At 43.7% G+C, this 16,363-nt stretch carries 14 protein-coding genes and 4 tRNA genes; all 18 read left to right on the top strand.

Going from position 1 to position 16,363, the window contains the following annotated elements:
• Positions 1–175: 175 nt before the first annotated feature.
• The 18 genes from wecA (at position 176) to ACGF7G_RS10175 (ending at position 16,288) form a co-directional block, all read left to right on the top strand.
• Positions 176–1,246, top strand: coding sequence for a UDP-N-acetylglucosamine--undecaprenyl-phosphate N-acetylglucosaminephosphotransferase (wecA, locus tag ACGF7G_RS10260; RefSeq protein ID WP_387465246.1), 1,071 nt, complete (start codon positions 176–178; stop codon positions 1,244–1,246).
• A gap of 27 nt (positions 1,247–1,273) precedes the next feature.
• Positions 1,274–2,329, top strand: a complete 1,056-nt coding sequence (gene wzzE / locus ACGF7G_RS10255; protein ID WP_387465202.1) for an ECA polysaccharide chain length modulation protein — start codon at positions 1,274–1,276, stop codon at positions 2,327–2,329.
• Positions 2,330–2,448: 119 nt separating this feature from the next.
• Positions 2,449–3,570: a non-hydrolyzing UDP-N-acetylglucosamine 2-epimerase gene (gene wecB, locus ACGF7G_RS10250; RefSeq protein ID WP_387465200.1), complete on the top strand. Its 1,122-nt coding sequence runs from the start codon at positions 2,449–2,451 to the stop codon at positions 3,568–3,570.
• 4 nt (positions 3,571–3,574) lie between these two features.
• A complete protein-coding gene (gene wecC / locus ACGF7G_RS10245) occupies positions 3,575–4,837 on the top strand; it encodes a UDP-N-acetyl-D-mannosamine dehydrogenase (RefSeq protein ID WP_387465198.1) in 1,263 nt (420 codons plus the stop codon).
• On the top strand, positions 4,834–5,904 hold the full coding sequence (rffG, locus tag ACGF7G_RS10240; protein WP_387465196.1) for a dTDP-glucose 4,6-dehydratase: 1,071 nt from the start codon (positions 4,834–4,836) through the stop codon (positions 5,902–5,904). The genes wecC and rffG overlap by 4 nt, the downstream gene beginning before the upstream one ends.
• 17 nt (positions 5,905–5,921) lie before the next feature.
• On the top strand, positions 5,922–6,803 hold the full coding sequence (rfbA, locus tag ACGF7G_RS10235) for a glucose-1-phosphate thymidylyltransferase RfbA (RefSeq protein WP_133813916.1): 882 nt from the start codon (positions 5,922–5,924) through the stop codon (positions 6,801–6,803).
• A complete protein-coding gene (gene rffC, locus ACGF7G_RS10230) occupies positions 6,781–7,518 on the top strand; it encodes a dTDP-4-amino-4,6-dideoxy-D-galactose acyltransferase (RefSeq protein WP_387465194.1) in 738 nt (245 codons plus the stop codon). Before rfbA ends, rffC begins: the two co-directional genes overlap by 23 nt.
• The gene (rffA, locus tag ACGF7G_RS10225) at positions 7,505–8,635 is read left to right on the top strand and encodes a dTDP-4-amino-4,6-dideoxygalactose transaminase (protein WP_133813914.1); all 1,131 of its coding nucleotides are present in this window, start codon (positions 7,505–7,507) and stop codon (positions 8,633–8,635) included. The genes rffC and rffA overlap by 14 nt, the downstream gene beginning before the upstream one ends.
• A 1-nt stretch (position 8,636) precedes the next feature.
• The gene (gene wzxE, locus ACGF7G_RS10220) at positions 8,637–9,887 is read left to right on the top strand and encodes a lipid III flippase WzxE (protein ID WP_387465192.1); all 1,251 of its coding nucleotides are present in this window, start codon (positions 8,637–8,639) and stop codon (positions 9,885–9,887) included.
• On the top strand, positions 9,884–10,969 hold the full coding sequence (locus ACGF7G_RS10215; protein ID WP_387465190.1) for a TDP-N-acetylfucosamine:lipid II N-acetylfucosaminyltransferase: 1,086 nt from the start codon (positions 9,884–9,886) through the stop codon (positions 10,967–10,969). Before wzxE ends, ACGF7G_RS10215 begins: the two co-directional genes overlap by 4 nt.
• Positions 10,966–12,345, top strand: a complete 1,380-nt coding sequence (gene wzyE / locus ACGF7G_RS10210) for an ECA oligosaccharide polymerase (RefSeq protein WP_387465188.1) — start codon at positions 10,966–10,968, stop codon at positions 12,343–12,345. Before ACGF7G_RS10215 ends, wzyE begins: the two co-directional genes overlap by 4 nt.
• Positions 12,336–13,073, top strand: a complete 738-nt coding sequence (gene wecG, locus ACGF7G_RS10205; protein ID WP_387465186.1) for a lipopolysaccharide N-acetylmannosaminouronosyltransferase — start codon at positions 12,336–12,338, stop codon at positions 13,071–13,073. Before wzyE ends, wecG begins: the two co-directional genes overlap by 10 nt.
• Before the next feature lie 240 nt (positions 13,074–13,313).
• On the top strand, positions 13,314–14,690 hold the full coding sequence (locus tag ACGF7G_RS10200) for an amino acid permease (RefSeq protein WP_387465184.1): 1,377 nt from the start codon (positions 13,314–13,316) through the stop codon (positions 14,688–14,690).
• Between the two features lie 155 nt (positions 14,691–14,845).
• Positions 14,846–14,922, top strand: a tRNA-Arg gene (locus ACGF7G_RS10195).
• Between the two features lie 67 nt (positions 14,923–14,989).
• Positions 14,990–15,065 (top strand) — tRNA-His (locus ACGF7G_RS10190).
• A 15-nt stretch (positions 15,066–15,080) separates the two neighbouring features.
• A tRNA-Leu gene (locus ACGF7G_RS10185) sits at positions 15,081–15,167 on the top strand.
• Positions 15,168–15,184: 17 nt separating this feature from the next.
• A tRNA-Pro gene (locus tag ACGF7G_RS10180) sits at positions 15,185–15,261 on the top strand.
• 724 nt (positions 15,262–15,985) lie between these two features.
• Positions 15,986–16,288, top strand: coding sequence for an NINE protein (locus ACGF7G_RS10175; RefSeq protein ID WP_387465183.1), 303 nt, complete (start codon positions 15,986–15,988; stop codon positions 16,286–16,288).
• Positions 16,289–16,363 lie beyond the last annotated feature (75 nt).

Here is a 16,363-nt window from a genome sequence, read left to right as displayed (position 1 = left end):
TATACTGCCGTCTATTTAAAATTAAATGTCACAAAAATGATATAAAGGCCATTAATTTTTCCATAATGAAGCAGTGTCTTCGCAAGCTGGGGTGCCTGTGGAATTGGGTTTTGGACAATAAATAATCAGGGTGTCTTTATTCTTACAGAGAGTTGTTATCGTGAATATTTTCAGCATGGATATCGAAGTTTTTTGCGTTTTTTTGTTTTCATTTGCGTTTTTGTTTATAGCGCGCAAAGTAGCAAAGAAAATCGGTCTCGTTGATAAACCCAATTATCGTAAGTGTCATCAGGGATTGGTGCCTCTGGTTGGAGGAATATCAGTATTTACCGGGGTTTGTTTTGCTTTTGTTATCACTAAAGAATTTATTCCTCACAAGTGGTTATATTTGGTTTGTGCCGGTGTGCTGGTATTTATCGGTGCATTGGATGACCGTTTTGACATCAGCGTTAAGATTCGGGCAACTATCCAGGCTCTGGTTGGTATTGCGATGATGTATTTTGCTGGCCTGAAATTAAATAGTCTTGGTTATGCTTTTGGCCCTTGGGACATGACACTTGGGCCGTTCAGTTATGTTGTGACTTTATTTGCTGTCTGGGCTGCCATCAATGCATTCAATATGGTTGATGGAATAGATGGATTATTGGGTGGGTTATCCTGCGTCTCTTTCGGAGCCTTAGGGATTTTACTATATCAAAGTGGTAACACTGCACTGGCATTATGGTGTTTTGCATTTATTGCTGCCATTCTCCCTTATATTATTTTTAATCTTGGTTTATTAAGCCAGCGTTTCAAAGTGTTTATGGGGGACGCAGGCAGTACATTGATTGGTTTTACCATTATCTGGTTGCTTATTGAATCTACTCAGGGGAATGAGCGCCCTGTTAATCCAGTGACTGCATTATGGATTATTGCCATTCCATTAATGGATATGGTTGCCATTATGTACCGTCGATTACGTAAAGGGATGAGTCCATTTTCTCCTGACAGACAACATATCCATCATCTGATTATGCGGGCTGGATTCTCATCACGTCAGGCATTTATCTTGATTACCGTTGCTGCTGCTTTATTCGCTGCTATTGGAATTACCGGGGAATGGCTGGAGTTTGTGCCTGAATGGGTAATGTTGGCACTTTTTTTGCTTGCATTTATGTTGTATGGCTATTGCATCAAGCATGCATGGAGGGTGGCTCGTTTCATCAAACGGCATAAACGTCGTATGCGCCGTTCAGTTAACCATTAAACATCTATCTAACAGAGGTTTTGTGCAGTGATAAAATCAGAAACGAAATCCATTCAGGATGAACAAGCTCTGGAACATGAGCTGGATATCAGAGCTTTATGCAGTGCTTTATGGCGCGGAAAGATATGGATTGTCGTACTGGCAGTTATTTTCGCTGCTATAGCGCTTGGTGTGACATATCTGATGCAACAAAAATGGAGTGCAACGGCCACTACTGACCTGCCTACCACTCGTCATTTGGGGAGCTATTACTCTCAGCAGCAGTTTTTGCGTAATCTGGATACTCACATTAACATTTCACCGGAAACTCAGTTACCGTCTATTCAGGAAGAAGCTTATAAGGAATTCGTTACTCAGGTCGCGGCATATGATACTCGTCGTGAATTCTGGTCAAAATCTGATTATTACAAGAAGCATCAGGAAGGTAACACTAGGGTTGATGCGGTCTTATTAGATGAATTAGTCAACAATATTCAGTTCATTCCTCATGATGATAAAAAAGTGTTGAATGACAGTATTAAACTGACAGCAGAGTCTTCTGCACAAGCAAATCAACTCCTGCGCCAGTACATTGCTTTTGCTAACCGTCGCGCCAGCACTCATTTGAATAATGAAGTAAAAAGTGCATGGGCTACTCGCACTCAATCCATGGCAGCATTGGTTAAGCGCCAGGAAATGGTCGCTAAAGCGGTTTATAACCGCGAAATGCATGTGTTACAGCAATCGTTAAAAGTTGCAGAAAAACAAGGGATTCGGCGTAACCAAACTGATACTCCGATGGATCAATTACCTGATTCAAAAATGTTTATGTTAGGAGCGCCGCTGTTACAGGCTCAACTTGAAACTCTGGAAGTGACGGGCCCCGACTATGATGTGGACTATGACCAAAATATTGCAATGTTAGCGACATTAAATGTTGGCCCGACATTACAGGATCAATTCCAGACTTACCGCTATTTGAGAACACCCGAGGAACCTGTTACCAGAGACAGTCCTCGCAGAATGTTTTTGATGATCATGTGGGGAGCGGTTGGTGCTTTGGTTGGTGCCGGTGTGGCATTGGTACAACGTTCGCGTAAATAATTATATGAAGAACGGCTTCTCAGAGATATTTTCTGCAATTCCAAAAGCAGGAATAAATAGCATCAAAGAGTATTTTTTGCAGGAAAGCCTGCAAGTTACTGACCAATAAGAGAGTCACTGTGAAAGTGTTGACTGTGTTTGGTACCCGGCCGGAAGCTATCAAGATGGCACCTTTGGTACACGCATTGGCAAGGGATGAAGCCTTCGAAGTAAAAGTATGTGTCACCGCCCAACACCGCGAAATGTTGGATCAGGTGTTACATCTTTTTGAGATTACTCCCGATTTTGATCTCAATATTATGAAATCAGGGCAGGATTTAACGGATATTACATGCCGTATTCTGGAAGGGTTGAAGCCCGTTTTGACAGAATTTAAGCCTGATGTTGTATTAGTTCATGGAGATACCACAACAACGATGGCGACCAGTTTGGCTGCGTTCTACCAGCGTATCCCTGTTGGTCATATTGAAGCTGGACTAAGAACTGGTGATCTCTATTCCCCTTGGCCGGAAGAGGCAAACCGTAAGATTGCCGGGCATTTGGCAATGTATCATTTTGCTCCGACGGAAAACTCCCGCAAGAATTTACAGAAAGAATCCATTGCAGATAATCGAGTTTTTGTCACGGGTAATACGGTGATCGATGCGTTGTTGTGGGTACGTGATCGAATAATGAATGATGAAGCTATGCGGAATAAATTGGCGAAACATTACCCGTTTATTGATACTGATAAAAAAATGATCTTGGTAACGGGTCATCGTCGTGAAAGTTTTGGTGGCGGATTTGTGCGAATTTGTGAAGCATTGGCACAGATAGCCCGTGTCCATCCAGACGTACAGGTAGTCTACCCGGTCCATCTAAACCCGAATGTCAGTGAGCCGGTAAAGCGTATTTTGCATGATATTGATAACATCATTCTCATCGAACCACAGGACTATTTACCATTCGTCTATTTGATGAACCATGCCTATATGATCCTGACGGATTCCGGTGGTATTCAGGAAGAAGCACCTTCTTTAGGAAAACCTGTATTGGTGATGCGTAATACTACTGAACGGCCAGAAGCGGTGGATGCGGGAACGGTACGTCTGGTAGGAACAGAAACAAGAACTATTGTGGAGGAAGTGACTCGATTGTTGACAGACGATGCTGCCTATCAGCAAATGAGCCGCGCTCATAATCCTTACGGGGATGGCGATGCCTGTCGACGTATTCTCGACGCTTTGAAAAAAATCAGGTGACACTATGAGTTTTGAAACTATATCAGTTATCGGTCTTGGTTATATTGGTTTGCCAACTGCGGCAGCGTTTGCATCCCGCAATAAGAAAGTCATTGGGGTGGATGTTAACCCATATGCGGTAGAAACTATTAACCGAGGCGCAATTCATATTGTAGAACCAGATCTGGACAAAGTGGTGAAAATTGCTGTGGAAGATGGTTACCTGAAAGCAGTGGTTTCTCCGTTACCCGCAGATGCTTTTCTGATAGCTGTTCCAACGCCTTTTAAAGGTGATCATGAGCCGGATATGATATATGTCCGTTCCGCCGCTGAATCTGTGGCGCTGGTGCTAAAAAAAGGCGATTTGGTTATTCTGGAATCTACCTCACCAGTGGGTGCGACAGAGCAGATGGCAGAATGGTTAGCAGCAGCGCGCCCTGATCTGACTTTCCCACAACAGGTGGGAGAGGAATCTGATATTGATATTGCTTACTGTCCTGAACGTGTATTACCGGGACAGGTTATGGTCGAGCTGATTAAGAATGACCGCGTTATTGGCGGTATGACGTCAAAATCTTCGGCCAGAGCCAGTGAACTGTATAAAATCTTCCTTGAAGGTGAATGTGTTATCACTAACTCAAGAACAGCAGAAATGTGTAAGCTGACAGAAAACAGTTTCCGGGATGTGAATATTGCATTCGCCAATGAACTTTCTCTGATTTGTGCTGAACAAGGCATCAATGTGTGGGAACTTATCCGTCTGGCAAACCGTCATCCCCGAGTAAATATTCTTCAGCCCGGCCCTGGGGTGGGGGGGCATTGTATTGCTGTTGACCCGTGGTTCATTGTTTCCCAAAACCCGGAACAATCACGTCTTATCCATACAGCACGTCTGGTTAATGATGGCAAGCCATTGTGGGTTGTGGATCAAGTAAAAGCGGCTGTTGCGGATTGTTTGGCTGAAAGTGGAAAGCGTGCAAGCGAAGTGAAAATCGCCTGCTTTGGCCTGGCATTTAAACCAAATATTGATGATTTACGTGAGAGTCCAGCGGTACATATCACTCGTATGATTGCTCAATGGCATGCAGGGGAAACATTGGCTGTAGAGCCTAATGTCCATGAATTACCCGCTTCCTTGAAAGGAATGACGCGATTGGTTAACCTGGAAAAAGCGTTGGAAGAAGCTGATATCTTGTTGATGCTGGTGGATCATAATCAGTTTAAAGCTGTAAGTGGTTGTGAAATTAAACAGAAATGGATTGTGGATACAAAAGGAGTCTGGCGTTGAGACGTATTCTAATCACAGGTGGAGCAGGTTTTATTGGCTCCGCTGTTGTGCGGCATATCATTGATCATACAGAAGACAGCGTGGTTGTCGTTGATAGCCTGACTTATGCTGGTAATCTAGAGTCGCTTGACTCTGTTGAGGATAGCACACGCTATGCGTTTGAACAGATTGATATCTGTCAGCGTGAAGCGCTGGATCAGGTTTTTGAACAGTATCAGCCGGATTGTGTGATGCATCTTGCGGCAGAAAGCCATGTAGATCGCTCTATTGATAGCCCTGCGGCATTTGTCGAAACCAACATTGTTGGTACCTATACTTTATTGGAAGTTGCCCGGGTTTTTTGGCAGAAACTGAGTAAAGAGAAACAAACTGCCTTTCGTTTTCATCATATTTCAACGGATGAAGTGTATGGTGATTTGCATGGTGAGGATGGTTTCTTTACTGAAACGACACCTTATGCGCCAAGCAGTCCATATTCAGCGTCCAAGGCATCCAGTGACCATCTGGTAAGAGCATGGTACCGTACTTATGGTTTACCGGCAGTTATTACCAATTGTTCAAATAACTATGGTCCTTACCACTTCCCGGAAAAATTGATCCCATTAATGATTTTGAATGCATTAGCAGGCAAATCTTTGCCGGTATACGGCGAAGGGAAGCAAATCCGTGATTGGCTGTACGTGGAAGATCACGCCAGAGCGCTTTATTTGGTTGTAACAGAAGCTGAACCGGGTAAAACCTATAATATTGGCGGTCATAATGAACGCAAAAATATTGATGTGGTTTGTGCCATTTGTGAGCTTTTGGAAGAGTTTTGCCCTGAGAAGCCAGCAGGTACGGCTTATTATCGTGATTTGATTACTCATGTCGCAGATCGTCCTGGCCATGATATGCGTTATGCCATTGACGCTGCGAAAATTGAGCATGAGCTGGGTTGGAAACCACAGGAAACCTTCGAATCCGGGATTCGCAAAACAGTTCAATGGTATCTGGGAAATGAAAATTGGTGGCGTAGAGTTCAGGATGGATCTTATGCTGGTGAACGTCTTGGATTGGGTGAAAACTAAGCTACTCTGGAGGTAACATGAAAGGTATTATTCTGGCAGGGGGCTCAGGTACCCGGTTGCATCCGATAACACGAGGTGTTTCCAAACAACTACTGCCAATTTATGATAAGCCGATGATTTACTATCCTTTGTCAGTACTGATGCTGGCAGGGATACGTGATGTTCTGATTATCTCCACGCCAGAAGATTTACCTTCCTTCCGCCGACTGTTTGGCAATGGTGACGAATTTGGTATTCGCTTGAGTTATAAAGAACAGCCATCACCAGATGGTTTAGCTCAGGCTTTTTTGATTGGTGAAGAGTTTATTAACGGGGAACCCAGTTGTCTGGTATTGGGAGATAATATCTACTTTGGACAAGCGTTTAGCCCAAAACTGAAGAAGGTGGTTTCCCGTAGAAAAGGGGCGACCATTTTTGGTTATCAGGTGATGGATCCTGAGCGATTTGGTGTGGTGGAGTTTGATGACGAGTTCCATGTTCTTTCCATTGAGGAAAAACCAGCAAAACCAAAATCAAACTGGGCGGTAACCGGTCTCTATTTCTATGATAGTCAGGTTGTGGATTTTGCCAGGCAGGTAAAACCTTCTGCACGAGGTGAGTTGGAAATTACCAGCATTAACCAGATGTATTTGGAACGTGGTGAGTTGAATGTTGAACTGTTAGGGCGAGGTTTTGCCTGGCTGGATACTGGTACTCATGACAGCTTGATTGAGGCTAGCACTTTTGTGCAGACTGTTGAGAAACGTCAGGGTTTTAAAATCGCTTGTCTTGAAGAAATTGCTTGGCGTAATGGTTGGTTGGATGATGAACAGTTAAGAAAGACAGCAAAATCCTTGTCAAAAACGGGCTACGGTCAATATCTGCTGGATCTGCTTCATGTCCGTTCGCGCCAGTATTGAACCATTAGAGTGGGATAGCTACTACTTCGGGCTGCCGACTGCTCGTCTTGATTTCACACCTGATGCTAGGTTGTTAACTTTACCTCAGTTAAAACAGTATGCTTTGGTGCAGGCCAAAGTGCCTGCACAGCGATTAGATCTTATTGATGGGTTATCCGCGTTGGGTTTTTCGCTGGTGGAGGGAGAAATCGATCTTTCCTTAAGGATTGGCATAGAAAATGCTTATATTGCTTATAGTAACAACACTCAGAATGTGCTGATCCAGGCGGAACAGCGGGATATCCCGATGCTGAAAGAGGTAGCTGCCAAAATATTTTCTTTAAGCCGTTTCCGTGCCCCGTGGTATCAGTCGCAGGATAGTGGCCGTTTCTATGCTACTTGGGTTGAGAAAGCGGTATTAGGGACATTTGATCATCAATGTTTACTGGTAAACGGAGATAACGGGCAGCCCGCAGGGTTTGTTACTTTGCGGGATTTAGGGAATGGTGAGGCTCGTATGGGGTTGCTGGCAGTATTTCCAGGAAATACCGGCCGTGGGGTTGGTTCAAAATTAATGTCGGTGGCGCAACAGTGGTGTCAACACCATCAAATACAGCAATTAAGAATTGCGACACAAACCAGCAACATCGCTGCTTTGCGCCTTTATACACGCAGTGGTGCATTTATTGAAAACACTGCTTATTGGTTATATAGGGGACGAAATGATTCCATTTAACAGACCACCAGTAGTCGGCACTGAATTAGATTACATGAAGCAGGCAATGGAGAGCGGTAAGCTTTGCGGGGATGGTGGTTTTACCAAACGTTGTGAAGAGTGGATGGAACAACATTTCGGCTGCCCGAAAGTGTTGCTGACACCATCCTGCACAGCTTCTCTGGAAATGGCGGCTATTTTGCTGAATATCCAGCCCGGTGATGAAGTGATTATGCCGAGTTTCACTTTCGTTTCCAGTTCTAATGCGTTTGTACTGCGCGGGGCAACTGTTGTTTTCGTGGATATCCGTCCAGATACCATGAATATTGATGAAACCAAAATCGAAGCGGCTATTACAGCTAAAACACGAGTGATTGTTCCGGTTCATTACGCTGGCGTGGCTTGTGAAATGGATACCATCATGGCTTTGGCAGAGAAATATAATCTATTTGTCGTGGAAGATGCAGCCCAGGGGGTAATGTCTACTTATAAGGGGCGCGCACTGGGAACTATCGGACACATTGGTTGCTACAGTTTCCATGAAACCAAAAACTACTCTTCTGGTGGTGAAGGTGGTGCAGCACTGATCAATGACGAAGCATTGATCTCCCGTGCGGAAATCGTCCGTGAAAAAGGAACTAATCGTAGCCAGTTTTTCCGTGGTCAAGTTGATAAATACACTTGGCGCGATATTGGTTCCAGTTATCTGATGTCAGATCTTCAAGCGGCTTATTTGTGGGCACAACTCGAAGAAGCTAAGAAAATCAATGAGCGTCGTCTTGCTTTGTGGGATACCTATTATCAGGCATTAAAACCGCTGGCTGATGCTGGTTACCTAACATTACCTATAGTACCGGAAGGATTGGAGCATAATGCGCATATGTTCTATATCAAACTGAAAGATGTTGAAGAACGCTCTGCATTCAATAGCTATATGAAAGATGCTGGCGTACTGACGGTATTTCATTATGTTTCTCTGCACATCAGCCCGGGTGGTGAAAAATTTGGCCGTTTCCACGGAGAGGATCGCTTCACTACCAGCGAAAGTGATCGCTTGGTACGTTTGCCAATGTTTTACAACATAACGGATGCTGAACAGCAGATTGTTATCGAGCATATCAGAGAATACTTCGCCTGATATGTCATTGGCTAAAACATCAATATGGACTGCCGGCTCTACACTGATAAAAATCGGCGCGGGGCTTTTAATCGTTAAATTACTGGCGGTTACTTTCGGCCCCAGCGGGGTTGGGCAGGCGGGTAATTTCCGTCAACTGATCACTGTCCTTGGGGTGTTGGCTGGCGGCGGTATTTTTAATGGTGTGACTAAATATGTTGCTGAGTATCAACAGCAGCCGGAAAGGTTGCGTGTGGTACTGGGGACTTCTTCTGCCATTATTCTAGGGTTTTCCACTCTACTGGCCGTGATTTTTCTGTTGTTTAGCGGGCCGATCAGTATTGGGTTATTTGGTCATAGGGATTATGAGCCAGTTGTACAGGCGCTCTCATTTATTCAAATGGGTATTGCTTGTGCCAACTATTTTCTGGCTATTTTGAAAGGATACCGGGATGCTCAGGGGAATGCGCTGGCGATTATTCTTGGTAGTTTGATAGGCGTGATTGCCTATTATCTCTGTTTCACCCTTGGTGGGTATGAAGGTGCTTTGGCTGGCCTGGCCTTGGTACCGGCACTGATAATATTTCCAGCGGGATTGATGCTTTGGCGTCGCAAAGAGATTTCATTCTCATATCTTAAGCCCATGTGGGATAAGGTACTGGCTAGCGAGCTTGGTAAATTTACCCTGATGGCTCTGTTGACTTCCATTACCTTACCGGTTGCTTACATTATGATGCGAAACCTGCTGGCAGCCCATTATAGCTGGGATGATGTGGGTATTTGGCAAGGTGTAAGCAGTATTTCCGATGCTTACCTGCAATTTATCACCGCTTCTTTCAGTGTTTATTTGTTGCCAACGCTTTCACGATTGCAGGGTAAGGGTGAAATATCAAATGAGATAGTTAAGGCGCTGAAATTTGTTTTGCCTGCGGTGGCATTTGTAAGTTTTACCGTATGGTTGTTGCGCGATTTTGCTATATGGTTGCTATTTTCTGACAAATTTACTGCTATGCGCGATTTGTTTGCTTGGCAATTGATTGGTGATGTCTTGAAAGTGGGCGCTTATGTTTTTGGTTATCTGGTGATTGCCAAAGCGGCGTTGCGTTTTTATGTGCTGGCTGAAGTCAGCCAGTTTTTGCTGCTTACTGGTTTTGCCCACTGGCTGATTCCTGTCAATGGAGCGTTAGGTGCAGCGCAAGCTTATATGGCAACTTATGTTGTTTATTTCACCCTTTGTTGTGGTGCATTTCTTATTTATCGCAGGCGAGCATGACAACCCTAATTCACGTTCTGGGATCTGATATCCCCCATCATAATCGAACGGTATTGCGCTTTTTTAATGACGTTTTAGCGCAAAAAATTGGTTTTTCAGCCAAACCAAAGTTTATGGTAGTGGCTAGGGATCGCGCTTCATTGGATAATTGCCCGGCATTGGATATGACATTTTTCGACAGTAAAAAATCTCTGTCTCAAGCTGTGGTTGCTAAAGCGCAGTCAGACAGGGATTGCCGATTTTTTTTTCATGGGCAATTTAATGCGGGTTTGTGGTTAGCGTTGTTATCAGGAAAAATCAAACGCAATCAATTCTGGTGGCATGCTTGGGGTGCTGATCTTTATGAAGACTCTTGTCAGTTAACATTCCGTCTGTTTTATTTTCTGCGTCGTCTGGCGCAGCGTCGGGTAGGGCATGTATTTGCGGCTCGTGGAGATCTCTATTTTTATTCTCAACATCATCCGAAAGTACCAACGTCATTGCTCTATTTCCCAACCAGAATGGACCCAGCCTTGACGATTACAGAAAAAAAACCTTCTGATGATGGCAAGATGACAATTTTGTTGGGGAACTCCGGTGATCGATCAAACCGTCATATTGCTGCACTGAAAGCTATTCATAAGCAGTTTGGCGATAAGGTACAAATAGTTATCCCAATGGGTTATCCGGAAAATAATCAGGCTTATATTGAGCAGGTTGAGCAATCTGCTTTATCGTTGTTCCGGCCGGAAAATTTAACAATTCTTAAGCAAAATATGGCATTTGATGATTATCTGGCATTGCTGCGTGGTTGTGATTTAGGGTATTTCATTTTTAACCGCCAGCAGGGGATTGGAACAATTTGTCTGTTGATACAATTTGGTGTGCCGCTTGTGATTAGTCGTCAGAATCTTTTTTGGCAGGATTTAACAGAACAGCAGGTTCCGGTATTTTTCTTCGGTGATCCTCTGGATAACCAACTCATTACAGAAGCACAACGACAAATGCTTTCTCTGGACAGAAATGCAATATCCTTTTTCAGCCCGAACTTTGTTGATGGCTGGCGGCAGGCGTTAGTAAAAGTGGCAGGAGATCAGCAATGACTTTAACGCAATTTGGCGGATTATTTGTTGTTTATCTGATATCACTGGTTTTTATCCTGACGTTGACTTATCAGGAATTTCGGCGTGTACGTTTTAATTTTAATGTGTTTTTCTCATTGCTTTATTTGCTGACATTTTATTTTGGTTTCCCACTGACATGTTTGTTGGTTTTTCAATTCGATGTTGAGGTGGTACCTGTAGACGCCTTATTACACGCTCTACTGGCTTCAACAGGTTTTTATGGAATTTATTACGTCAGTTATAAAACCCGGCTAAGAAAGCCGTCTATGCAGCCTAAAACACCCGTATTCACCATGAACCGGGTGGAAACTAACTTCACATGGTTATTGCTGGTATTAGTTGCGGTGGTGACAGTTGGGCTATTCTTTATGCAAAACGGTTTTCTATTGTTTAAGTTACAGTCGTACAGTCAGATTTTTTCCAGTCAGGTTTCCGGTGTTGCTCTGAAACGGTTCTTTTACTTCTTTATTCCTGCCATGTTAGTGGTTTATTTCCTGAAACCGACACAATTACGCTGGCTGTTTTTTCTGATGAGCACCGTTGCTTTTGGGATTCTGACTTATGTCATTGTTGGGGGAACCAGGGCGAATATTATCATTGCGTTTGCGTTATTCCTGTTTATCGGCATTGTTCGTGGCTGGATAACCTTGTGGATGCTGATGACTGCGGGCGCAATGGGAATTGTTGGCATGTTCTGGTTGGCGCTCAAACGTTATAGCCTGGATGTTAATGGTGCAGAAGCATTTTATACTTTTCTCTACCTCACTAGGGATACTTTTTCGCCGTGGGAAAATCTTGCGTTATTGCTGAATAACTACGACAAAATCGATTTTCAGGGGCTGGCACCGATTATCCGTGATTTCTATGTTTTTATTCCAAGTTGGCTTTGGCCTGGGCGCCCTGATGTTGTGTTGAATTCTGCGAATTACTTTACCTGGGAGGTGTTGGATAACCACTCTGGTTTGGCAATTTCTCCGACGTTGATAGGTTCTCTGGTTGTTATGGGTGGAGTGCTGTTTGTTCCGGTTGGTGCGATTGTTGTTGGGTTGATAATTAAATGGTTTGACTGGATTTATGAGTTAGGTAAACAGGAGACTAATCGTTATAAAGCCGCTATTTTGCAGGCATTCTGCTTTGGCGCGATCTTTAACATCATCGTGCTGGCTCGTGAAGGATTAGATGCATTTGTTTCCCGTGTGGTATTTTTCTGTATTATTTTTGGTTTATGTTTAGTAGTTGCTAAGTTGTTGTATTGGCTATTTGAGAGTGCAGGGCTTATTAGAAAATACCTGACCAGCAACCTGGTTGTATCGCAAAAACGTCCGTTGCAATGTAAGGAAAGAAAATGGAGCTAAACAATATTCCCAAATATAGTATTCGTGGTTTGAATATTTGGGGTTTCCGCGATATGGCACACTTTCTTGACCATCTTTTTCAGCGTGGGCGGGTAAAGACGGGTACTTTGGTGGCGATTAATGCGGAAAAAGTTCTGACAGCAGAGCAAGATAATGCGTTGAGCACATTGCTGGGCGACGCAGAATACCTGTATGCCGATGGTATCAGCATTGTACGTGCTATCCGTCGTAAATACTCTGGCGCTGAAGTTTCTCGCGTAGCGGGTGCTGATCTGTGGGAAGCTATCATGGAGCGTGCTGGCAAAGAAGGTACACCTGTTTTTCTGGTTGGGGGTAAACCAGAGATATTGGAACAGACAGAAAACAAACTGCGGGCTCAGTGGAACGTCAATATTGTTGGCAGCCAGAATGGTTATTTCACGCCAGAAGAGCGTAACGCGGTTTTCGCTCGGCTCCATGCTAGCGGAGCAGCAATTGTGACAGTTGCGATGGGATCGCCTAAGCAGGAAGTTTTTATGCGTGACTGCCGTAAGGTTCATCTTGATGCACTTTATATGGGCGTTGGGGGGACTTATGATGTATTCACCGGTCATGTAAAACGTGCGCCAAAAGTATGGCAGAACCTGGGGCTTGAGTGGCTTTATCGGCTGTTATCACAACCAAGCCGCATTGGTCGTCAGCTCAAATTATTGAAGTTTTTGGGATATTACTACGGTAATCGTCTGTAAATATGTTTCCTGCCTGTCGTATAGCAGTTTGCGGCAGGCTGCACAAAAAATTCATTTTTCAGTCTCTATATAACCATTTGATCCTGCCGAGCTTTTGTCATCTATACTAATTATTGGGTAATTTTTTATTCCACTGAGTGGAAAAACATGTTTTGATCCGGACTTTTTTATGGCTGATTGAAATCAGTCTTGTATATTTTTTATTGCAAATTACAACACATAACAATGGACAGGGAATTTATGGCTGATCAACAACAGAGCCTGCAACGGGGTTTAGAAGCCCGTCATATAGAGCTAATTGCATTAGGCGGCACTATTGGTGTTGGCCTGTTTATGGGTTCAGCCAGCACACTGAAATGGGCTGGTCCTTCTGTTTTGCTGGCTTACATTATTGCCGGAATTTTTGTTTTCTTCATCATGCGATCTATGGGCGAAATGCTGTTTCTTGAACCTGTCACAGGCTCTTTTGCTTCTTTTGGGCATAAATATCTCAGTCCATACTGGGGGTGCCTGACGGCTTGGGGGTATTGGTTTATGTGGGTGGCGGTAGGGATATCAGAAATAACGGCTATTGGCGTTTATGCCGAGTTCTGGTTTCCTGAACTTCCTCAATGGGTATCAGCATTGATTGCGGTGGCATTAGTCGCTTTAGCGAACCTTGCGGCAGTACGTCTTTATGGTGAGCTGGAATTTTGGTTTGCCATGATTAAAGTGACCACCATTATCGTCATGATCCTGATTGGTCTGGGGCTGATATTTTTCGGTCTCGGCAATCAATGGCAACCCATTGGATTGGATAATCTGACTGCACATGGCGGTTTCTTTGTCGGTGGTTGGCAAGGGTTTCTGTTTGCGCTTTGTATTGTTGTTGCATCTTATCAGGGGGTGGAACTGGTAGGCATCACTGCGGGTGAAGCTAAAAATCCACAAGTGACATTGAAAAAAGCGATTAACAATATTCTTTGGCGTATTCTGATTTTCTACGTGGGTGCGATCTTTATTGTTGTGACCTTGTTTCCGTGGATAGAGGTTGGTTCGCAGGGCAGCCCGTTTGTGATGACATTCACCAAAGTGGGCATCACTTCAGCGGCAGCCGTGATTAACTTTGTTGTCTTGACCGCTGCGCTTTCTGGTTGTAACAGTGGCATGTACAGTGGTGGACGGATGCTCTATGCGTTAGCGCAAAACCGTCAGTTACCTCCAGCGCTGACGAAATTGTCAAAGAATGGCGTACCGGTAATCTGTATTGCTATTACAATTCTGTGTTTGCTGATAGGTTCCAGTTTAAATTACCTGATCCCAAATCCACAGGCCGTTTTTGTTTATGTCTACAGTGCCAGTGTATTGCCGGGAATGGTTCCGTGGTTTGTTATTCTGGTGAGCCAGTTGCGTTTTCGTCAGTACCATCAAGAGGCACTGAAACAACATAGTTTTAAATCTATCCTGTTCCCCTATGTAAATTACCTGACACTAGCATTTTTATGCTGTGTGCTGGTAGGCATGGCAATTAATCCAGATACGCGTTTCTCATTACTGGTAGGTGGAGGTTTTCTGCTGATAGTGTCGCTGATTTATTGGTTAGTGAGGTTTTTTGGCAGTAAAAAACTAAAATCCTGATGGACTGATTTGCGGTTACAGCGGTAGTGGGTGGGGAATAAGCGTTGGCTTTATCAACTAAGTGAGCAAGGTGTAATCAAATGCATCATTTCTTTAAAAAAGCACTGGACAGTATATCATTAAATCCGTACTATCCCCATCCGCAACGGCGTTAAGCGCCCGTAGCTCAGCTGGATAGAGCGCTGCCCTCCGGAGGCAGAGGTCTCAGGTTCGAATCCTGTCGGGCGCGCCATTATTTGCGTGCAAGAGCTGCGGTGATGTTTTTGTTGTAAGTATGTAGTAGTAAAATAGCTGTTATGGTGGCTATAGCTCAGTTGGTAGAGCCCTGGATTGTGATTCCAGTTGTCGTGGGTTCGAGTCCCATTAGCCACCCCATCTTTTTTATGACACGCGAGGGTGGCGGAATTGGTAGACGCGCTAGCTTCAGGTGTTAGTGTCCTTACGGACGTGGGGGTTCAAGTCCCCCCCTTCGCACCATAAAAAAGATAAAATTTCGGCGAGTAGCGCAGCTTGGTAGCGCAACTGGTTTGGGACCAGTGGGTCGGAGGTTCGAATCCTCTCTCGCCGACCAAATTCTGAAGAACCCTGTGATGCAGGGTTTTTTGCTTTCTCCCTTCCTATTTTTTGTTTCCTCTCCCGTCTATTACTCGCAGTGTGTACTTTATTCGATTTTAATTCAGTGAATTGTTTTCCTGACATTAACGAATTGTTTTATATAATAATTTTTTATCTTGTTGTATTTTGACGACGATTGATATATTAGCTGTCTCAAATAAGAGACTTGTAACATATTGAATTAAAGTGAAAAATAATAAATTTGTTATACGTTGTCTCAAATAAGAGACAGTTAATGAAGTGGATTTTGTGATGATTTGCTTTCTTGTTGTAATAAATAGAGAAATAACCGATGAGTCGAAGCGACTGATCATCCGGATAAAAGTTGGCATGTTAAATGCATTATCGCAAGGGTAGATGCTCATCCTATTTCTTATGACAGCATATGCTTCATAAACCCAGGGATGATGCAGAGCCGATTATCAGTGCCTATTGTCCATGTCACAGATGAGTATTTTCATCGCCGACCGGGCTTAACGTTGAGTGAGGCACTATCCGTCTGTAGACCTGATTGTATTATTTGTACACCTATCTTTATTTTAAGGTAGGTGTTTTTTTGTTATCGTTAGGGATATCTCTGATAGATTTATATGCTGTTTAGCAATTGCCCCGTAAACCCTCGATTGGGCGGGGAGCAGTTACTTAGAGTACTTCTTCCTAACTTATTTAAGGAAATATAGATGTCAAAAATGATCGGATGCCTTGGCTGCGGACAAACGTTGCATGAATCGGCACAATCGTGCCCACATTGTGGTGCGGTGATAAAGGCATATTCTTCTGGCAGTAAAAGCAGAATTGTTGCTGCATTACTGGCATTTTTTCTTGGCGGTTTTGGTGCTCATAAATTTTATCTGGGTAAAATTGGCATGGGGATTTTATACCTGTTATTTTTCTGGACATTTATCCCTTCGTTGATCTCATTTATTGAATTTATTATTTATCTTTGCACTTCTGATGAAGATTTTGCCAGAAAATATGGCTAGAAAAATGCCCTCATGGAGGGCATTTTTAATCAATGGAATGAATAACGTGTAAAGGAATAGTGATCGATAGATCAT

This window comes from Photorhabdus sp. RM323S, assembly GCF_042879375.1.
In the GTDB taxonomy this organism is placed as follows: domain Bacteria; phylum Pseudomonadota; class Gammaproteobacteria; order Enterobacterales; family Enterobacteriaceae; genus Photorhabdus; species Photorhabdus tasmaniensis.
This window is presented reverse-complemented; position numbering and strand designations above follow the sequence as displayed.